Raw genomic sequence first — 20006 nt, forward strand, 5'->3', positions numbered from 1 at the left:
TCCGTCATCGCATTCGATCGCAAGGAAGCAGGAGAAGAGTGAAATTCGCGCGCCTCGGGCCCCTCGGCCAGGAGATCCCCGTACTCGTCGACGGCGACGTCGCCTACGACCTGAGGCCGGTGACGCCCGACATCGACGGCGCGTTCCTGTCGAGCGGCGGGCCTGCCCGGGCCGCCGCCGCGCTGACGGCACGCGAGCTGGCGCCGCTTCCCGCTGCTGAGACGCTGCGCATCGGCGCGCCCATCGCCCGACCGAGCGCGGTGCTGTGCATCGGCATGAACTACGCGGCGCACGCCGCCGAGTCCGGCTCGGAGCCGCCCGAGGTGCCGATCGTGTTCCTCAAGACCCCGAGCACCGTGGTCGGCCCCGACGACGCGGTCGAGATCCCCCGCGGCAGTGAGAAGACCGACTGGGAGGTCGAGCTCGGCGTCGTGATCGGGACCCGCGCGCTTTACCTCTCGTCGCCCGATGAGGCGCTCGAGCACGTGGCCGGCTTCGTGCTCGCGAACGACCTCTCCGAGCGGGAGTGGCAGCTCGAGATCTCGGGCGGTCAGTGGGGGAAGGGCAAGTCCGCGCCCGGGTTCTGCCCGACCGGCCCCGTGCTCGTGACGCCCGACGAGGTCTCGCACCAGAACCTGCGCCTGCGCAGCTGGGTCAACGGCGAGCCCCGGCAGGACTCGAACACGGCCGACATGGTCTTCGACGTCGCGACGATCGTCTACCAGCTCAGCCAGTACCTCGCGCTCGAGCCGGGCGACCTCGTGCTCACCGGCACGCCGCAGGGCGTCGCGCTCTCCGGGCGGTTCCCCTACCTGAAGGCCGGCGACGTGGTCGAGCTCGAGATCGAAGGACTCGGGCGGCAGCGGCAGGAGTTCGTGGCGGCGGGGGTCGCGCGATGAGTACGGAGTTCGACGGCCTCGTCGCGGTCGTGACGGGCGGGGCATCTGGAATCGGCGCCGCGATCGCGGCCGAGCTGGGTGCGCGCGGCGCCACGGTGGCAGTGCTCGATCGCGATGTATCCGGCGCCGCCGACGTGTTCGCGGTGACGGCGGACGTGACGGATGACTCCTCGGTGCAGGCCGCGATCGACGCCGTCGTCGCCCGGTTCGGCCGACTCGACGTGGTCGTCAACAACGCCGGCATCGGCGCGCAGGGCGGTGTCGAGGACAATACGGATGCCGAGTGGCACCGCGTCTTCGACGTGAACGTCGTCGGCATGGTGCGCGTGACGCGGGCGGCGCTTCCCGCGCTGCGGAAGTCGCCGGCCGCTGCGATCGTGAACACCTGCTCGGTCGCCGCCAACGTGGGGCTGCCCCAGCGCGCGCTCTACTCGGCGACGAAGGGGGCGGTGCTCAGCCTGACGCGGGCCATGGCGGCGGATCACCTGCGGGAAGGCATCCGGGTCAACTGCGTGAACCCGGGCACCGCGGACACGCCGTGGGTCGGGCGCCTGCTGTCGGCCGCCGCCGATCCGGTCGCCGAGCGCGCGGCGCTCGAGGCGCGACAGCCGCACGGACGTCTGGTCTCGGCCGCCGAGGTGGCGGATGCCGTCGCCTATCTCGCGAGCCCCCGCTCGCGCTCGACGACGGGCACGTCGATCACGGTCGACGGCGGCCTCGAGTCGCTGCGGCTACGCCCGGCGGAGGACTGAGCGGCACGCTTCGCGGCATCCCGCATCGAGACGTTCCGAAATGGGCCTCTGAATCGGCAGAAGCCCGTTTTGGAACGTCTCGGTGGTTTCGCGACCTCGCCGCCCCTCAGCCGCGCGAGCCGGCCCACTCCTCGAAAAGGATCGCCATCAGCAGCTGGTCGTGGAACCGCCCGTCGTGGAACGTCGCCTGCCGGCGGCGCCCCTCGACGACGAATCCGGCCTTCTGATACGCCTTGATGCCGCGACTGTTGAACGCCGCAACGGTCAGTTGAAGGCGGTTGAGGCCGAGCTCTCGGAAGGCGAAGTCAACGGCCACCCGCAGGGCGTCGGTGCCGAAGCCCTTGCCCACGAATGGGCCGCCGATCTGAATGGCGAGCGTGCCCGCCCTCTCCGGCAGTCGGCCGCCCCAGATGTTGACACCGCCGACGACCTCGCCCGAGTCCAGCGATTCCACCGCGAAGTTGCCACCGCCGCGAACGCCGTCGTTGCTGAACCACTTCTTCATCTGCTCGACCGTCTCGGCCTGCGAGGCGATCTGGAACGTCTCGCTCTGCAGCACAGTGAACTCGGCATCGCGATACCAGCTCGCGAGCCTCTCAAGGTCCGCGGGCTCGGCGGCGCGCAGCCGAACCCGCGCGCCCGTCAGCACCGCCGACCCATACTCGGAAGCATGCTCTGGGGTGGCTAAGCCGCCGGGGCTCGGCTCGTGGGCTGCGTGCGGGTCCTTGTCACTCACGCCGAAACCCTACAGAACGGCGGCGGCCTCGAGTCGCAGCGCTTGCGCCCCTCGGGGACTACAGGCGTCAGTTTCCACAGGTGACGTCGACCCGACGGGGATGTCGGGACCCCGACGTACACTCACGGTATGTCAACGGATGTCACGACGGTACTCGAGACCGCGCGAGCGCTTTCTCACGAACAGCGCGCAGAGTTGGCGCACCAGTTGTTGCTGACTCTCGAGGAAGACGTTGACGACGAGACGCCCGCCGAGGTCGATGCTGCGTGGAACGAGGTGATCGACCGCCGGGTCGCTGAGGTCGTGAACGGCACCGCCGAACTCATCGATGGCGAGGAATCTCGGGCCAGGGTTCGAACGCTCCTCGCCAAGCTCCACGAGTGACGCCGCCCTGGCGCGAGCATGCCGCGGCGACTGACGAATTGCTCACCACGATCGCCTACTACCATCGACAGCGGGCCGGGCTCGGTGACGATTTTGACGCGGAGATCGTCGCTGCGCTCTCGGACATCCGAGAGTGGCCGCATTCATGGCCGATCGTGCGCCGGGGGCCCGACGGTGCCGTGGTGCGCAGCCGAAGGGTGGCAGTCTTCCCCTACCGTGTCATCTACGTCCCATCCGACGACGAAGTCGTCGTAATCGCGTATGCGCACGAACGACGAAAACCGGGGTACTGGTCAGGTCGGCTGGAGGGCTGAGGGGCACACTTCGCAGCGAAGGGCGCCTCGGATCGCGGCATCCGTGTGCCGCTCGCATAAGCCTCGAGTCAGGCAGTACGGATGCCGTGCAGCTCCTCGACGAGCCGCCAGGTCGCGCCCTCGTCGTCGGAGACCCAGCCCTGCCAGTCGTAGGCGTCCTCGCGGATGTCGGTGAAGTTCCACCTGATCGGGCGGCCGTCGTTCTGCGAGCCGTCCTGCCGGACGCCGCCGCGCCACGTCGAGGCGATCATGCTCGTGAACTCGTTCGCGTCGGGGGCGAAGAAGCTCACCCGGGCGATGCCTGCGTGCGGGTCGGCGACGCGCAGGCCGATCGCGACGGTGCGCCGCGTGCCGTCGGGCTGCGTGACCACCTCGAGGTCCTGGATGGCCCGGCCCTCGAGCACCCACGCGACGAGGTAGTCGAACTCGCGGGGAATCCACTCGCCGGTGGCCTCATCGAGGCGCTGCCCCGTCACGTGCCACGAGCCGACGAGCTTGCGGAAGTTGCGCAGGCTGTGATGGCCCTCGGCGAGCAGAGCCTCGACGAACTGTCCTGTGGCGGTGTCGAGTTCCATCGGGGCCTCCTGCGTCGGTGGTGGGTGGTCAGTTCTCCGGTCGACCGGTCTCGGTGGACGAGACGTCGGTGCGATGGAAGTTGAGGTAGCTGCGGGATGCCGTCGGGCCGCGCTGCCCCTGGTAGCGCGAGCTGTAATCGGCGGAGCCGTAGGGCTTCTCAGCCGGCGAGGTCAGCCGGAAGAAGCACATCTGGCCGATCTTCATTCCCGGCCACAGCTTGATGGGCAGCGTTGCCACGTTGCTGAGCTCGAGGGTGACGTGGCCCGTGAACCCCGGGTCGATGAATCCGGCCGTCGAGTGCGTGAGCAGGCCGAGGCGACCGAGCGAGCTCTTGCCCTCGAGGCGCGCGGCGATGTCGTCGGGCAGGGTGACGCGCTCGTAGGTCGAGCCCAGCACGAACTCGCCGGGGTGCAGGATGAACGGCTGGTCGCCGTCGACCTCCACGAGATGGGTGAGGTCGGGCTGGTCTTCGGCCGGATCGATGAACGGGTATTTGTGGTTCGAGAACAGCCGGAAGAAGCGGTCGAGCCGCACGTCGATGCTGGACGGCTGGATCATCACGGGCTCGTATGGGTCGAGCGCGATCCGGCCGCTGTCGAGTTCGGACTTGATGTCGCGGTCGCTGAGCAGCACGCGGCCAGCCTATCGAAGGGCGCTGGATGGGCGGATGCCGCGCAACAGTTCCCATTCGGCGCGACTGTGCCCGGTGCTGCGGGCACAATTGCGCCTTTCGGGCACATCGCCGGACCGAACGGGAACAGTCATGCACACCGGGAACAACGGCGCGGGTCAGGCGCCGATCGGGACCTCCCACACGATGCGGGTTCCGGTCGTCGGCGACTCGATCGTGAAGGTGCCCCCGCGGGCTTCCGCACGGGCGTGCAGATTGGCGAGGCCGGAGCGCCGGCTCGAGGCATCCACCCCGCCCTGCCCGTCGTCGGCGACCTCGACCCGCAATCGGCCGTCGGCGAGAGCGACCGACACGTTGACGGTGCGCGCGCGGGCGTGCTTCACCGTGTTCGACACGGCCTCGCGCACGACGGCGACGACGTCGTCGGCCAGCTCGGGCGTCACGGTCGAGTCGAGCGCCCCGCGGAAGTCGATGCGCGGGCTGCGCAGCAGCTCGTGCCGGTACTGCTCGACGACGTCGATGACGCGGTGGCGCAGCGACGAGGCATCCGTCTGCGTCGCCGTCAGCGCGAAGATCGCGAGCCGGATCTGGCTGATCGCGTCGTCGAGCTGCTCGGTGACGCGCTGGATGCTCGCGCCGGCATCTGGACGGATGCCGGTGCCGAGCAGCCCCTGCAGCTCGAGCCCAGACCCGAAGAGCTGCTGGATCACGTTGTCGTGCAGCTCGCGGGCGATGCGGCTGCGATCGCGCACGACGGCCATGCGCTGCCGGGCGTCCCGCGCCTCGGCGAGGGCGAGCGCGAGGCTCGCCTGGCCAGCGAACTCGGCCGCCAGCTGACGCGTCGCCTCGCTGAACGCGACCTGGTCGGTCGCCCGCCCGATGACGAGCACGCCGCTGTTCGCCCCGTCCGCGGTGAGCGGCAGTGCGAGAGTCGGGCCGAGCATGCCGTCGTGGGCATATGCCACGGGCAGGGTCTCGGCATACGCCGCCTGGCCGCTGGAGAACGCCCGGCCGGCGAGGGAGTCGGCGATGGCGACCTCGTCGCCGAGCGCGTCCTCCCACCCGATGCCCGAGACGGCGGCGACGCGCAGGGTGCCCGGCTCGCCGGCATCCGCGCCCCTGCCCTCATCTTCTGCCCTGCTCGTCGGCACCATCACCATCACGACGGCCGCGTCGGCGGTGTCGTGCACGCGCTCCGCGATCAGGGCGAGCGGGTCGCGGCCGTCGCCCGCGAGGAGCGCCGCGGTGATCTCGGCGGTCACGGCCGTCCACGCCTGACGGCGCGCGGTCTCGGTGTACAGCCGCGCGTTCTGGATCGCGAGGCCGGCGGTCGCGGCGAGCGCCGTCACGACCTCCTGGTCGTCCTCCGTGAAGCCGCCCGCGTGGTTGGTGAGGTAGAGGTTGCCGAAGATCGTGTCGCGCGAGTGCACGGGCACGCCGAGGAACTCGCGCATCGGCGGGTGGTGCGCGGGGAAGCCGACGGAGCGCGCGTCGACGCCGATCTCGTCGAGGCGGATCGGCCGCGGATCGTCGATGAGGGCGCCGAGCAGTCCGTGGCCGTCGGGCAGATGGCCGATCGCGCGCGCCTCGTCCTGATCGAGGCCGACGTAGATGAAGCGCTCGAGGCGTTTGCCCGTCGGGGTGGTCGGCGCCGTCGCCGACAGCACCCCGAGGGCGCCGTACTGCGCGCCCGAGAGCTCGATCGCGAGCTCGACGATGCGGCGCAGCACGACCTCGATGTCGAGCGCGGAGACGAGCTGCGCGTTCGCCTGGATGAGTGCGCGCAGTCTCGCTTCGACCGGGGTGCCGGGGGCCACGGCTCCAGGCTAGCGGGGCCGCTACTCGGCCGCCCCCGGGATCGGCACCACCGCGGGCTCGGCGGCGAGATCCACGCCGCCCCGGAACTTCTGCGTCTTGTGCAGCACGGCGAAGATCAGCATGAGCACGCCGCCGACCACGAGCGCCCAGTACACGTTCACATACGAGGTGACCGTCGGGATCGCGGTGGGCACCGTGCCGCCCTTGCCGTCCGGCAGCGGGACCGCGACGGCGAACGCGTACAGGATGGCCGTGAAGACCGGTGCCGCGAGTCCGCCGATGGTGGCGACCATGGTCGAGGATGCCGCGGAGAACTGCGCGCCCTCGGTGTCGCCCGCCGCGTGCAGGACCGCCGCGTTGGCCGCGGTGCTGCCGAGCGCGTATGCCGCGCCCCAGATGCCCATGCCGACGGCGTTCGCCCAGATCTGCGTGTGCCCGATGGCCATCAGGGCGAACGCGACGATGGTGCAGCCTGCCGCGATGTAGAACGTCGTCTTCACGCCGATGCGCGTGATGATGCGCCCGACGGTGAACCCGCCGATCAGCACGAACAGCGCCGTCGGCATCAGGAACAGCGAGGTCTGCAGCACGATGAGGCCCCAGCCGTAGCCGAGCGGGCCGGCGAGCTCCGGCACCGACTGGAACGGCTTCGGGTCGAATTCGCCGTAGCTCGTCACGGCGAGGTTCGAGATGACCGCGACCGCGCCGAAGAGTCCGCCCAGGATGTAGGCGGGCACCGTGTAGCGGCGGAAGGTGCGCCGCAGGTCGATCATGGGATCCTTCACGTTCAGCTCGATGACCACCCACAGCACCATCACGACCAGGCCCGCGACGAGCACGAGAAGGCCGGTCACGCCCCAGCTGTCGACGAAGCCGATGCCGATGGCGACGAGGGTGAGGCCGACGAGCAGCGCGATCGCGCCGGCGAAGTCGATCCGCTGCCGCCGGCTCGTGCGGTAGTCGGGCACGATCACGAAGCCGACCAGCAGCGTCGCGAGGCCGACGGCCGCCATCACCCAGAACACCGTGTTGACGTGCCCGCCGACCTCGAGGATGAAGCCGCCGAGCAGGAAGGAGAACACGACGCTGACGCCGACGGCCGCGGTCACCACCGCGAGCGCGCGGTTCGTGCTGTGCTCGCTGTCGGCTTTCTCGCGGACAAGCGCGAGGGCGATCGGCATGGCCGCGCTGAAGCCGATGATGCCGCGGCCGATGAGCAGCATCGTGAAGCCGGGGGCAAGCGCGCAGGCCGCATTGCCGATCGTCACGAGCGCGACGCCGATCAAGAGGAAGGTGCGCAGGCTGATGCGCTCGGCGAGTCGGGTGAGGACCGGCAGGAAGCCGGCGCCGACGAGGCCGAGGATGGCGAGCACGAGGCTCGACTCGGACGGCGTGAGCCCGTATTCCTTCTGCATGGTGTTCGAGAGGGGGATCAGCGCGAGCGCCTGAGCGTCGCCGACGAACACGATCATGGCGGCCACGATGGCCACGGCGTTGACCGGCTTGATGCGCAGCGCTGCGAGGCGCCGGTCGACGCCGGTGAGGGGTGCGATGGTGGTAGTTGTCATTTCCTGCCCTGCGTGAAGGTTCGAAAAAGGGCAGGCGTGACCGCATGGGCGCCATTGCCCTGGATTGGTGCTCAACTGCGAGCGCTGGAAGATGCGTGGAAAAGGTGGGCCGACGGCCCGTGAGGGTGTCAGCCTCGCTGGTTCGACAGCACCAGGCTCCCTCCTGCGCCGAACATCATTCCGACGCCTTGTACGAAGCTCGTCTTCACGTCGGGCACCTGTACGACGGCTTCGCCGCGTAGCTGTCTGACCGCTTCTTGGATCGCGAACATGCCGTACATGCCCGAGTGCGTGTAGGAGAGGCCGCCGCCCTGGGTGTTGATCGGCAGGTCGCCGCCCGGCCGTGTGTGGCCTTCTTTGAAGAAGGCGGCGGACTCGCCCTTCCCGACGAAGCCGGTGTCTTCGAGCATGTAGAGCGGCAGGTGGGCGAACGCGTCGTAGAACATGACGTGGTCGATGTCGTCGTGGCTGAGCCCTGCGGTCTGGAAGGCCTCCTGCGCGCCGCGGCGGAAGGGGCCGAAGCTGTCGAGCTGGTCCATCTGCGAGACGATCACGCTCTCGGTGCCCTCACCCGAGCCGAGCAGGTAGACCGCGCGGTCGGCGGAGGGCAGATCGCGGGCGCGCTCGGCGCTCGTGACGACGAGCGCGCCGCCGGCATCCGTGACCACACAGCACATGTCCTTCGTGAACGGGTACGCGATCGGCGCCGCAGCCAGCACCCCCTCGACATCGATGGGGTCACGGCGCGAGGCGCGCTCGTTCGGGATCGCCCACAGCCGCTGCGAGACGACCACCTCGGCGAGATCCTCCCGGGTGAAGCCCCGGGCCTTCATGAAGGCGAGCACGGGCGTCGTGAACGACGAATACGGAGCGAGCGCCCCGTAGGGTGCCTCGAACTGGCCGGAGATCGAGGATGCCGCGCGGCCGTAGCCGGGAACGCCGACGCGCGAGCGGCCGGACTCGCCGTGCGTCACGAGCACGACGCTCGCGGCGCGCGAGGCGATGGCCGCCGCCGCGTGGCGCACCAGCGCCATGAAGCTGCAGCCGCCGATCATGGTGCCGTCGACCCAGCGCGGGCGGATGCCGAGCTGGTCGGCGACCTCGATGGGCGTGGGCCCCGCGGTGGCGACACCGTCGATCTCGGACTTGTCGATGCCGGCATCCGCGATCGCCCGCCTAGCCGCGTTCGTGTGCAGATGGATCATCGACACGTCGGGCAGCGCGCCGATGCGGTCGGTCTCCGAGGCGCCGACGATGGCGACGTTGCCGCCGTGCATGCTCTGCGTCGTCATCGTCACTCGCCCTCCCCGTCGGCCGCCGGCGAGAACACCGGCAGGAACTGGTCTCCCCGGGGTTCGAAGCCGACCGTGAGCCGCAGCCCGAGCGGCAGCTTCTCGGGCACGGGCTCGACACCGACGATGTTCGACATGAGGCGCACGCCCTCGTCCAGCTCGACGAGCGCGATGACCTGCGGCTGGTCGGTCTTGAACATCGGCATCGGCCGGTAGTTGATGTTGTACGACGCCAGCGAGCCGCGACCGGAGACCGCGCGCCACTCCACGTCCTCCGACAGGCACGTCGGGCAGTACGGCCGCGGGTAGAAGTAGAACTTCTCGCACACGTTGCACCTCTGGATGCGGAGCTCCCCGACCGCGGTGCCCTCCCAGAAGGGACGGGTCTCCGGAGTCGGCTCGGGCACGGGGCCTTCAGACACGGTTTTCCTCTCTGTCGACCTCTGCGTCGACTTCCTTCTTGTGCGCGCGCATGCGCTCGGCGAGCTGCTGCTCGTAGCGATCGACGTCGGCGGCGACCGCCGCGCGCTGGACGGGATCGGGGATGCCGCGCACGCCCTGCTGCTCGAGCAGGTACGTCACGGTCGAGACCACCGTGGAAACCGCGAACACCACCTTCGACCCCGAGTGGTTCGGGTAGAGCAGCCGGGTGAGCCCCTCGAGCGTCGTCACCCCGTCGGCGATGTGCCCGCGCACCTCGTCGATGCGCTTCATGCGCACGTCGATCACACGCGTGGCGGACTCGACGACATCGGTGAACGCCGGCCCGTGGCCGGGCAGGGCGAGCACCTCGCGGTCGCCGACGAGCTTGCGCAGCCACTCGAGCGAGCCGAGCAGCTCGCTCAGCGTGCCCATCACACCGGAGGAGCGGGCGCCGAGCAGCGTGTCGCCCGTCAGCAGGGTGCCCTGCTGCGGCATCCACAGGCAGATCGAGTCGTCGCTGTGGCCGGGAGTGTGCACGACGTGGACGTCGAGCTCGCCGATGCGCAGCACCTGCCCGTCGCTGAGGAACTCGTCGGCGAAGCGGGGCGACATGCCAATGATGGGGACGTCGAGGGATGCCGCGAGCGTACGCGCCCCGTCGCTGTGGTCCGGGTGGTCGTGGGTCAGCAGCACGGCGGTGACCGTGCGGCGCCCTTCGCGGCCCGCGCGGCGCAGGGCCTCGTGATGGCTCGGCACCTCGCAGCCCGGGTCGATGAGCACGGCGCTGTCGCCGCTCGCGATGACGTACGAGTTCGTGCCCTCGTAGGTCCACGAGCTCGCGTTGGGCGCGAGCAGATGGCGGATTCCCGGTGCGACGGCCCTGCTCACATCCGGCTTAGGCGGCCAGAACGAGAGCACGTCGGCTGTCATCATCGACCTCCTGCTGCCGCCATTGGCAAAGAGAACCAAATCCGGTTCTAGAATGATGTTCTAACACGGTCGCCGAAGCGCTCGCAAGATGTGTTTGAATCAGCCGACGAAGGGGGCGCGGTGAGCACCGACACAGGAAGCACGACGGCCGGCGCCGCTCGCCCGGCACGCCAGTGGGGCCGCACCGAGCGCACGCGGCGCGTGATTCTCGACGCCGCGCGCGAGGTGTTCATCGCTGAGGGCTACACCGACGCGAACATCGCGCACATCGTCGAGCGTTCCGGCCTCAGCGTGGGCAGCGTCTACCACCACTTCACCGGCAAGGCCGACCTGTTCCTCGCACTGTGGTCGGAGTTCGAGGCCGTCTACAGCGAGGCGGCAGCCGCAGCCGTCGCCGCGGCGAAGCACGCAGGAGTGACCGACCCCGTCGAGCTGTTCATCGCCGGATCGCGCGGCTACCTCGACGTCGCGCGCGGCAACGCGAAGCTCACACTGCTGTTCCGCGGCGGCGACGGCCCGCCCGGCTACGACGCGCTCGGCACCGACGTCGGCGCCGCCTGGGCGAAGAACAACATGACGCTGCTCGGCCTCGAGGACACCCTCGCGAACCGGCTGCGCGTGCGCATTCTCATCCGCACCGTCGTCGAGGGCGAGAGCGCGATCGCGCGCGCCCGCCGCAAGGCCGACATCGACGTGATCATCGACGAGACCCTGGCGATCATCCGCCGCATCGCGACCGTCGCGTGACACAGACGGATGCTTGACGAGGCCCCTCCCGCCTCCTAATGTCTGAACCGTGTTCTAGAACAACGTTCTGTTCTGGGGCAGGTCCGCGATGACCATTCAGATGACCATCAATGGGGAGGGTCAATGTCCGGCTTGGAAGGCAAGGTCGCCGTCGTCACCGGCGCCGGCCGAGGCATCGGCGGCCGCACCGCCGTGCGCCTCGCCTCTGACGGCGCCGACGTCGCCGTCATCGACATCAACGAAGAGGCCACGCAGGCCACGGTCGCCGAGATCACGGCGCTCGGGCGGCGGGCGATCGGCGTGGCGTGCGACGTCAGCGACGAGGCATCCGTCACCGCCGCCGCCGAGCGCGTGCAGAGCGAGCTCGGCGCCATCGGCGTGCTCGTCAACAACGCCGGCGTGCTGCGCGACAACCTGCTCTTCAAGATGAGCACGAGCGACTGGGACACCGTGCTCGGCGTGCACCTGCGCGGTGCGTTCCTGTGGTCGCGGGCCGCACAGGCGCAGATGGTGCCGAACAAGTGGGGCAAGATCGTCAACCTGTCGAGTACCTCGGCGCTCGGCAATCGCGGCCAGGCGAACTACTCGGCGGCCAAGGCCGGCATGCAGGGCTTCACGAAGTCGCTCGCGATCGAGCTCGGGCCGTTCGGCATCAACGTCAACGCCGTCGCGCCGGGCTTCATCGTCACCGACATGACCCGCGCGACCGCCGAGCGCACCGGCGTCGACTTCGACGCGATGCAGGAGGCGGCCTCCAAGCAGATCCCGGTGCGCCGGGTCGGGCGCCCGGAGGACATCGCGAACGTCATCTCCTTCCTGGTGAGCGAGGACTCGTCCTACGTCTCCGGCCAGGTCATCTACGTCGCCGGCGGCCCGAAGGCCTGAGGCATCCGTTCTTCTCATTTCTTCTCACTCAACGACGAGTACTTGGAGCAGGCACAATGATCGATTTCTCGCTCTCTGACGAGCAGCGCATGGTCCGCGACAGCATCCGCGACTTCATCGAGAAGGAGGTGATGCCCTTCGAGCCGCAGGTGCTGCGGAACGAGCGCGAGGGCAAGCCCGGTCTCGAGCCCGAGCAGCAGAAGGAGCTGCGCGCCAAGGCCAAGGCCGCCGGCTTCTGGGGCATCGGAACGCCCGAGGAGTACGGCGGCACCGACCTCGGCGCCGTCATGACCTCGATCGTCGCGATGGAGGGTGGCCGCACCTTCGTGCCGTTCAGCTTCGGCGGCACGGCCGACAACATCCTGTACGCGGGCACCGAGGCTCAGAAGCAGGAGTACCTGATCCCGACGATCAACGGCGAGCGGCGCAGCTGCTTCGCGATCACCGAGCCGGGAGCGGGGTCGGATGCCACCAACATCCGCACCCGCGCCACCAGGGACGGTGACGACTGGATCATCAACGGCGAGAAGATCTTCATCACGAACGGGAACGAGGCCGACTTCGTGATGGTGTTCGCCGTCACGAACCCCGAGAAGGGCGCCAACGGCGGCATCACCTGCTTCCTCGTCGACCGGGCGATGGGGTGGACCTCGACGCCGATTCCGACCATGGGCGAGTGGGGCCCCGCCGCGCTCAACTTCGACAACGTCCGCGTGCCGGGCGACCACGTGCTCGGCGAGGTCGGCTGGGGCTTCAAGCTGGCGATGCAGTGGATCGGCAACGGCCGCTACCTCATTCCCTCCCGCGCGATCGGCGCGGCGGAGCGCCTGCTCGAGATGGCGATCGAGCACGCGAAGAACCGCGTCTCGATGGGGCATCCGATCGCCGAGTACCAGGCGATCCAGTGGCACATCGCCGACTCGCACATCGAGATCGAGCAGGCCAGGTGGCTGACGCTGTACGCCGCGTGGCTGCTCGAGAACGGCAAGGACAACCGGCACGCGGCCTCGATGGCGAAGCTGACCGGCTCGCAGATGGCGAACCGCGTCGTCGACCGGGTGCTGCAGATCCACGGCGGCATGGGCTACACGAAGGAGCTGCCGATCGAGCGCTGGTACCGCGAGCTGCGCCTGCTGCGCATCTTCGAGGGCACGGACGAGATCCAGAAGCGCACCATCGCCCGCAACCTCATCAAGGGCTACGCCAAGGTCAGCGAGATCGGCGCGTAGCGATGACGGACACCCAGGCGCTTCCGGCCGGGATCACGGTCGAGCGCGTCAGAGAGCTGTTCAACCCGAAGTCGATCGCCCTCGTCGGCGCGACGGACAAGTCCGTCTGGTCGCTGTCGCTGTTCAAGAACCTGGCCGACTTCCCTGGCAGGGTCTACCTCGTGAACCCGCGCGGGGTCGTCGTTCACGGCCAGCAGTCGTACACCTCGGTGGCCGAGCTGCCCGAGGTCGTCGACCTGGCGTTCGTCATGGTGCCGACCGGGGCGGTGCTCGAGGTCATGGAGCACATCGCGGATGCCGGCATCCGCAGCGCCGTCGTGCTGACCTCCGGCTTCGGCGAGGTCGGCGAGGTGGGCGCGGAGCTCGAGGCCCGGCTCGTGCGGCTCGCCGAGGAGCGCGGCATCACCGTTCTCGGCCCGAACGGGAACGGCTACGTCAACGTCGCCTCCGGCATCACGCCGTACGGCCTGCTTATCAGCGGTGAGCTGAAGCGCGGCTCGATCGGCGTGGTGCTGCAGAGCGGCGCGCTCGCGAGCGCCGTCATCCAGCTCGCGCAGACGAGGGATGCCGGACTCAGCCTGCTCGTCTCGATGGGCAACGAGTCGATGATCTCGATGACCGACGTGATGCGCTACCTCGTCGAAGACGAGGCGACGAAGGTCATCATGCTGTTCGTCGAGTCGATCAGGCACCCGGAGGACTTCCTCGAGGTGTCCCGCCTCGCGCTCGCGGCCGGCAAGCCGATCGTGGCGCTCAAGGTCGGCCGCAGCGAGGGCGGCGCCCGCGTGGCGCGCGCCCACACGGGCTCGCTCGTCGGCGACGACGCGGTCATCGACGCGGTGTTCCGGCAGAACGCGGTGATCCGCGTCGACTCGCTCGAGGACCTGATCGTGACGGCCGAGCTGCTCTCGCACGCGGCGCCGCTTCCCGGCCGCCGCGTCGGCTTCGTCACCCCCTCTGGCGGCGCCTGCGAGGTCATCTCCGACCGCGCGGAGGACGAGGGCATCCTCATCCCCGACTTCGCGCCGGAGACCGAGGCGCGGCTCGCCGAGGTGCTGCCCGACTTCGCGAGCGTCCACAACCCGATCGACGTGACCGGCTACATCCTGATCGACCCGATGCTCACCATCAAAGCGCTCGACGTGGTGCAGGACGACCCCAACATCGACGAGATCGTCTACATCGGCGACCTGCCGCACGACGACCCCGCCGACTTCGATGCGGCGGTGGCCCGCTACCAGCTGCAGTCCGAGGCGATCTCGCGCTCCAAGAAGCCCGTCATCGTCGTGTCGAACACGATCACGGACATCACGCCGGTCGGCCGCGCCGTCGCGGCCGCGAGCGAGTTCCCGGGTGTCGTCGGCGGCATCCACCACGGCATCACGGCGCTGGGCCGCGCGGCCGAGTGGTCGGAGCGCTACCGCGCGGCGCAGGCCGGTGTCAGCGGCGGCGCGGCCGTGACCGCCGAACCGCCCATCGTGGTCGACGCGCGCCCCGGCGAGTCGTTCGCCGAGCGGAAGGCGGCCGCGCTGCTCGCCGAGCACGGCGTGCCGGTCGTGCCCAACGCTCTCGTCGACAGTGCGGATGCCGCGGCCGAGGCCGCCGAGCGCTTCGGCTTCCCCGTCGTCGTCAAGCTCGCCGCCGACGAGATCGAGCACAAGAGCGACATCGGCGGCGTGAGGCTCGGGCTCTCCGACGCGGATGCCGTGCGCCAGGCCTTCGACGATGTGGTCGCGGCCGGTCGGGCGGCGGGCGCAGCCGCCCCGGCCGCCCTCGTGCAGCCGCAGCGCTCCGACGGCGTCGAGCTGATCGTCGGCGCGGTGCGCGACCCCAAGTGGGGTCTGGTGCTCGCCGTCGGCCTCGGCGGCGTGTGGGTCGAGGTGCTGAAGGACTCCACGCTGCACCTGCTGCCCGTTGATCGCGAGCAGATCAAGGCGGGTCTCACGTCGCTCCGAGGCGCGAAGCTGCTCGAGGGGGCGCGCGGCACCCAGGCATCCGATCTCGACGCCGTCGCCGATGTGGTCGCACGCATCGCGGACGTCGCGGTGCGCCTGGGCGACCGCCTCGAGTCGCTCGAGGTCAACCCGCTGCTCGTGCGCGGCTCGGAGGTCGAGGCCCTCGACGCGCTGATCACCTGGAGATAGGCCGTGCCGCTCGATCTCGATGCGGCTCGCAGCCGCGGTCGGCCGCCGTCGCCGTGACCGCCCGTGACGCACCGCACACGAAGGTATGGAACGATGGCGGCACGCAACTTTTCCGCGTCGCCAACGAAGGCGGCGACGTCGTACTGGATCGGGGCCCCTTCGTGCTTCGAGCGGTGTGAGCCGCTCATGGAGCCCCACCGCACAGTGAAAGGCAAGGAATGAGAATCGCCGTCCTGGTGAAAGAGGTGCCGGACACCTACGGCGCCCGCAAGCTCGATCTCGCCACGGGCCTCGCCGACCGCGACGCGAGCGACCGGGTGCTCGACGAGGTCGGCGAGCGGGCTCTCGAGTTCGCGATCTCGTACGCGGAGTCAGCGCCCGACACCGAGGTGGTCGCCGTCTCGCTCACGCCCGAGGTCGCCGTCAACTCGCTCCGGAAGGCGCTCGCGATGGGCGCGCAGCGGGTCGTGCAGGTCGCCGACCCCGCGCTCGCCGGTGCGGACCTGACGCTGACCGCGACCGCCCTCGCCGCAGCGCTGCGGAAGGTCGAGGCGGATCTCATCGTCACGGGCAACGTCTCGACCGACGGCGGCGCGGGTCTCATCCCCGCCATGGTCGCCGAGCACCTCGGCCTGCCGGTCGTCACGGCGCTCGACACGGTCTCGCTCACCGACGGCACCGGCACGGGCGAGCGCACGATCGACGGCGGCAAGGTGAGCGTCGAGTTCCCGCTGCCCGCCGTCATCTCGGTCACCGAGCGGATGCCGGACGCGCGCTTCGCGAGCCTCAAAGGCATCATGGCGGCGAAGAAGAAGCCGTTCGACACGCTCTCGCTCGCCGAGCTCGGGGTCGATGCGGACGAGCTCGTGCCGCGCTCCATCATGACCGCCGTGGCCGAGCGGCCACCGCGCGGCGCGGGCGTCAAGGTCGTCGACGACGGCACCGCCGCCACGCAGCTCGCCGACTTCCTCGCCCAGAAGGGACTCCTGTGACCGACTTCCCCGCCGACTCGATCCTTCTTCTTGCGGAGTTCACCGCCGCAGGCGCCCCGGCCAAGACCGTCGCCCAGCTCGCGGCGTCTGCCGCGTCGGTGGGCACGCCGGTCGCGGTCGCCGTGACGGCGGCGGGGGCCGGGGATGCCGCGGCGAGCGCGCTCGGCGCGCTCGGTGTCGGGCACGTGCTCGTCGCCGAGACCCTCGACGACGGCACGGTGCCGAGCTCGGCCTACGCCGACGCCCTTGTGGCCGCCGCCGCGCTCGTCGGCCCCGAGGCCGTGCTCGTCTCGAACACCATCGAGGCGCGGGACGCCGCGGCGCGGTTCGCCGTGCGCACCGGCAACGCCATCGCGGTCGACGCGATCAGCGTCTCGCGCGACGACGAGGGCATCGTGGCGCACCACTCCGTCTTCGGCGGCACCTACAACGCCGACTCGGCCGTGACCTTCGGCACCTCGGTGATCACGCTGCAGGCCGGCGCGGCCGAGGCATCCCTCGCCGCCGTCACGCCCGCCGTGCAGAAGCTCTCGGTCGAGGCGACGTCGCCTGCCGTGCGGGTGGTCTCGCGCGAGGCGATCGAGACCGCCTCGGCGCGGCCCGAGCTGCGTGGCGCGGCACGGGTCGTCTCCGGCGGCCGCGGCCTCGGCTCTGCCGAGAAGTTCGCGCTCGTCGAGCAGCTCGCCGACGCCCTCGGCGCCGCCGTCGGCGCTTCGCGCGCCGCGGTCGACGCGGGGTACATTCCTTACGCGCACCAGGTCGGCCAGACCGGTGTCTCGGTGTCGCCGCAGCTGTATGTCGCTCTCGGCATCTCCGGCGCGATCCAGCACCTCGCCGGCATGCAGACCGCCAAGACGATCGTCGCCATCAACAAGGACGCCGACGCCCCGATCTTCCAGATCGCCGACTTCGGCGTCGTGGGCGACGTGTTCCAGGTGGTGCCGCAGCTCGTCGCGGCGATCGAGGCGAAGCGGGGCTGAGTCGCGTGGCTGAGACGACGACGAAGTCGATCCGGCGCGGGCTGCCGCGGGTGCGCGGCGGCGAGCCGTGGCCGCCTGCGGCGGCTGTGGAGGTTGCGGCACGTGCGGCAGTGGGGGGTGCGGCGACGGATGCCGGGGCCGGGGCGCCTGCCGGCTCGGACGTTGCTGCCGCTTCGGTCGCTCCTGCCGCCGCCGCGGGCGCTCCGGCGACAGTAGATGCCGCAGTCGCCCCCGCCGAAGCGACAACTAATGTCGCCGGCGGCTCTGCACCGGGCGCCCAGGTGCCGACCAGGATCCGCCGGGGACTGCCGCGCGTGGCCGGCGGCGCACCCTGGCCCGAGGTCGGGCTCAGCGAGGTGGCCGCGGCCGAGACGCGCGGAAGTGGGCTTTTGCCGGGCGAGTCCCCCGTTTCGGCGCGTCTCGGCGCGCCGACCGGCACGCCTGCAGTCGTGGCGCCCCCCGCCGCGCAGCCCGCGACGGCGACGTCTGCCACGCAGGTGCCGAAGACGATTCGGCGCGGGCTGCCGCGGGTGGCCGGCGGTCCGGCCTGGCCCGAGGTCGATGATGCGGCACTCGCCGCCGCGGCGGCAGCTGCCCCCGCGCCCGCACCCGCCAGCGCCGGCACAGGCACCGGCACCGGCACCGGCACCAACGCTGCGGCGACAATAGATGCCGCAATCGCACCCACCGAAGCCGCATCTACTGTCGCCGAGCCGACTACGACAGCCGCCGGTACGCCCGCAGACTTCGAGACGCCGGCTGTGCCGGCCCCTCAGCCGGCGGCAGCTGCGTCCGTGGCCGCGGCACCCGCGGCGACCAAGCCTGCACCTGCGCCCGCGGCGAAGGCCGCTGCGGCTCAGGCATCCGTGCCCCCGTCCTCGACCGCGAAGGCAGAGCCGCGGCTGTATCGCGGACTCACCCTCTCGCAATGGGTGTGGCGCTCGATCGGCGGCGTGATCGCGATCGCGGCGTTCGTCGGCCTCGTCGTGCTGGCGGCGCGCGGCCTGCTCACCTTCGCGTGGGCGCAGGACTTCGTGCGACGCTTCCCGGGGGCGTACGCGCTGCCGGACTCGGCCCCGGTCGGCTTCCCACTGTGGCTCGAGTGGCAGCACTTCTTGAACGCGTTCTTCATGCTGCTGATCATCAGGACGGGCATCCAGATCAGGGGCGAGCGGAAGCCGCCCGCGAGCTGGTCGCCGCGCTGGAATCCGCAGCGCCGCGTCAGCATCACGGTGTGGCTGCACCAGTCGCTCGACCTGCTGTGGGTGGCGAACGGCGTCATCTTCATCGTCGCGCTGTTCTCGACAGGGCAGTGGATGCGCATCGTGCCGACGAGCTGGTCCGTGTTCCCCAACGCGTTCACCGCGGCGATCAAGTACGCCTCACTGAGCTGGCCGACCGAGGACGGCTGGGCGAACTACAACAGCCTGCAGCAGCTGAGCTACTTCGCGGTCGTCTTCCTGATCGCGCCGCTCGCCATGATCACCGGTGTGCGCATGTCGGGGCTGTGGAACAAGAAGTGGGAGCGGGCGAGCCGCCTGTACCCGCTGCCGCTCGCGCGGGCGATCCACTTCCCGACCATGATCGTGTTCTGCGCGTTCATCGTGGTCCACGTCGTGCTCGTGCTGGCGACCGGCGCGCTGCGGAACCTCAACCACATGTACGGGCACAGCGACGTCGTGAGCTGGACCGGATTCTGGCTGTTCGTGGCGGCGCTCGTCGTGATGGCGGGCGGCTGGGTGGCGGCGCGTCCGTTGGTCACGGCGCCCATCGCGTCGCTGTTCGGGAAGGTGGGGCGGTAGGGGCCTGCTGCCTCGGCCGAGACGCGCCGAAATGGGCTTCTGATCGGCTATTCCCCCGCTTTCGCGCGTCTCGGTGCCATGGTCTATCTGCCATGGGGCTACCGTTGCGCGTGGCTCAGCCGCGCAGGGCCGCGACCGCGACCGTGAACATCTCGGTCTTGATCGCGGCGAGGGTGGCGGCGTCTTTACCGGCGAGGGATGCCGCCCGCGCGACGGCGCTGTTCAGCAGCTCTTCCGGGGCGGCGACCGCGTCGACGAGACCTGCGGCTGCGGCATCCGGCCCGCCATATCTTCTGCCCGTCGTCATGGCCTCGACGGCCGTCGCGGGCGTCGTCTTGGCCTGGATCAGGCGGGCCATGCCCGGCGCGAAGGACAGGTGCAGGTCGATCTCGGGGAAGCAGAGGAAACCCTTCTCGGCATTCATGATGCGGAAGTCGTGGGCGAGGGCGAGCATGGCGCCCGCGCCGAAGGCGTGGCCGTTGATCGCGGCGACGGTCGGCACACCAAGGGTGAGCAGCTTGGCGAGCAGGCGCTGGACGGTTGCGAGATAGCTGTCGCGCTGCTCACCGCCTGCGGCGAGTTCGTCGACGTTGAGCCCGTTGGAGTAGAACTTCGCGGTGCCGACCGTGACGAGTGCGGTGGGAGTGACGGATGCCTGAGCCGTGACGTCGTCAAGCGCGTGATCGACCGCGTCGAGCCAGTCGCGGGTGAAGCGGTTCTCGTTGTCGTTGAAGCGGAGCAGCGAGACGTCGCCGACGCGCTCAAGGGTCACGGGCATGTGCTGGCCTTTCTCGCCGTCCTCGTTGACGTGCTGTCACCACGCTACGGCGCGAGCGTCGGTGGGTTGTGCGAAACTCGGAGTGACAAGCGGGTTGTGGATATCTGTTCGTATTTCAGGCTTCTA

The 20006-nt window shown here is 70.1% G+C and carries 20 protein-coding genes; 11 read left to right on the top strand and 9 right to left on the bottom strand.

Features of this window, described 5'->3' with window-relative positions; all coding sequences use genetic code 11:
* Positions 1–38: 38 nt before the first annotated feature.
* Positions 39–899 (top strand): fumarylacetoacetate hydrolase family protein, encoded by an 861-nt coding sequence (locus ABD708_RS01785; protein ID WP_344751563.1) that lies wholly within the window; start codon positions 39–41, stop codon positions 897–899.
* Positions 896–1651: an SDR family NAD(P)-dependent oxidoreductase gene (locus tag ABD708_RS01790; protein ID WP_344751564.1), complete on the top strand. Its 756-nt coding sequence runs from the start codon at positions 896–898 to the stop codon at positions 1649–1651. The genes ABD708_RS01785 and ABD708_RS01790 overlap by 4 nt, the downstream gene beginning before the upstream one ends.
* Before the next feature lie 106 nt (positions 1652–1757).
* Here ABD708_RS01790 and ABD708_RS01795 read toward each other — a convergent pair whose 3' ends face one another.
* Entirely contained in the window at positions 1758–2387 is a 630-nt protein-coding gene (locus ABD708_RS01795; protein WP_344751565.1) for a GNAT family N-acetyltransferase, read from the bottom strand.
* Between the two features lie 129 nt (positions 2388–2516).
* Between ABD708_RS01795 and ABD708_RS01800 the strand changes: the two genes are divergently transcribed.
* A complete protein-coding gene (locus tag ABD708_RS01800; RefSeq protein ID WP_344751566.1) occupies positions 2517–2771 on the top strand; it encodes an addiction module protein in 255 nt (84 codons plus the stop codon).
* The gene (locus tag ABD708_RS01805; protein ID WP_344751567.1) at positions 2768–3085 is read left to right on the top strand and encodes a type II toxin-antitoxin system RelE/ParE family toxin; all 318 of its coding nucleotides are present in this window, start codon (positions 2768–2770) and stop codon (positions 3083–3085) included. The genes ABD708_RS01800 and ABD708_RS01805 overlap by 4 nt, the downstream gene beginning before the upstream one ends.
* Before the next feature lie 68 nt (positions 3086–3153).
* Here the strand turns inward: ABD708_RS01805 and ABD708_RS01810 are convergent, their stop codons facing one another.
* The 7 genes from ABD708_RS01810 to ABD708_RS01840 form a co-directional block, all read right to left on the bottom strand.
* Positions 3154–3660: a hypothetical protein gene (locus ABD708_RS01810; protein ID WP_344751568.1), complete on the bottom strand. Its 507-nt coding sequence runs from the start codon at positions 3658–3660 to the stop codon at positions 3154–3156.
* Positions 3661–3688: 28 nt separating this feature from the next.
* Positions 3689–4294 carry a dCTP deaminase gene (gene dcd / locus ABD708_RS01815; RefSeq protein ID WP_344751569.1) on the bottom strand — a complete coding sequence of 202 codons (606 nt, stop codon included), beginning with the start codon at positions 4292–4294 and terminating at the stop codon, positions 3689–3691.
* Positions 4295–4450: 156 nt separating this feature from the next.
* A complete protein-coding gene (locus ABD708_RS01820; RefSeq protein ID WP_344751570.1) occupies positions 4451–6109 on the bottom strand; it encodes a sensor histidine kinase in 1659 nt (552 codons plus the stop codon).
* A gap of 21 nt (positions 6110–6130) precedes the next feature.
* Positions 6131–7678, bottom strand: coding sequence for an MFS transporter (locus ABD708_RS01825; protein WP_344751571.1), 1548 nt, complete (start codon positions 7676–7678; stop codon positions 6131–6133).
* Positions 7679–7806: 128 nt separating this feature from the next.
* Positions 7807–8970 (bottom strand): thiolase C-terminal domain-containing protein, encoded by a 1164-nt coding sequence (locus tag ABD708_RS01830; RefSeq protein ID WP_344751572.1) that lies wholly within the window; start codon positions 8968–8970, stop codon positions 7807–7809.
* A gap of 2 nt (positions 8971–8972) precedes the next feature.
* Entirely contained in the window at positions 8973–9392 is a 420-nt protein-coding gene (locus tag ABD708_RS01835) for a Zn-ribbon domain-containing OB-fold protein (protein WP_344751573.1), read from the bottom strand.
* Positions 9385–10326 (bottom strand): MBL fold metallo-hydrolase, encoded by a 942-nt coding sequence (locus tag ABD708_RS01840; protein WP_344751574.1) that lies wholly within the window; start codon positions 10324–10326, stop codon positions 9385–9387. The genes ABD708_RS01835 and ABD708_RS01840 overlap by 8 nt, the downstream gene beginning before the upstream one ends.
* 117 nt (positions 10327–10443) lie before the next feature.
* Between ABD708_RS01840 and ABD708_RS01845 the strand changes: the two genes are divergently transcribed.
* The 7 genes from ABD708_RS01845 (at position 10444) to ABD708_RS01875 (ending at position 19102) form a co-directional block, all read left to right on the top strand.
* Positions 10444–11070, top strand: a complete 627-nt coding sequence (locus tag ABD708_RS01845) for a TetR/AcrR family transcriptional regulator (protein ID WP_344751575.1) — start codon at positions 10444–10446, stop codon at positions 11068–11070.
* A gap of 123 nt (positions 11071–11193) precedes the next feature.
* Positions 11194–11955, top strand: coding sequence for a 3-oxoacyl-ACP reductase FabG (fabG, locus tag ABD708_RS01850; protein WP_344751576.1), 762 nt, complete (start codon positions 11194–11196; stop codon positions 11953–11955).
* 56 nt (positions 11956–12011) lie between these two features.
* Positions 12012–13184: an acyl-CoA dehydrogenase family protein gene (locus tag ABD708_RS01855; RefSeq protein ID WP_344751577.1), complete on the top strand. Its 1173-nt coding sequence runs from the start codon at positions 12012–12014 to the stop codon at positions 13182–13184.
* 2 nt (positions 13185–13186) lie between these two features.
* A complete protein-coding gene (locus ABD708_RS01860; RefSeq protein WP_344751578.1) occupies positions 13187–15328 on the top strand; it encodes an acetate--CoA ligase family protein in 2142 nt (713 codons plus the stop codon).
* A gap of 218 nt (positions 15329–15546) precedes the next feature.
* The gene (locus ABD708_RS01865; protein ID WP_344751579.1) at positions 15547–16320 is read left to right on the top strand and encodes an electron transfer flavoprotein subunit beta/FixA family protein; all 774 of its coding nucleotides are present in this window, start codon (positions 15547–15549) and stop codon (positions 16318–16320) included.
* Positions 16317–17300 (top strand): electron transfer flavoprotein subunit alpha/FixB family protein, encoded by a 984-nt coding sequence (locus ABD708_RS01870; protein WP_344751580.1) that lies wholly within the window; start codon positions 16317–16319, stop codon positions 17298–17300. The genes ABD708_RS01865 and ABD708_RS01870 overlap by 4 nt, the downstream gene beginning before the upstream one ends.
* Before the next feature lie 5 nt (positions 17301–17305).
* A complete protein-coding gene (locus ABD708_RS01875; protein ID WP_344751581.1) occupies positions 17306–19102 on the top strand; it encodes a cytochrome b/b6 domain-containing protein in 1797 nt (598 codons plus the stop codon).
* A 115-nt stretch (positions 19103–19217) separates the two neighbouring features.
* On the opposite strand, the gene ABD708_RS01880 is transcribed toward ABD708_RS01875, so the two are convergent.
* A complete protein-coding gene (locus ABD708_RS01880) occupies positions 19218–19880 on the bottom strand; it encodes an enoyl-CoA hydratase/isomerase family protein (protein WP_344751582.1) in 663 nt (220 codons plus the stop codon).
* Positions 19881–20006 lie beyond the last annotated feature (126 nt).

Origin of the sequence: Gryllotalpicola koreensis, assembly GCF_039538185.1 — a bacterium.
GTDB lineage: Bacteria > Actinomycetota > Actinomycetes > Actinomycetales > Microbacteriaceae > Gryllotalpicola > Gryllotalpicola koreensis.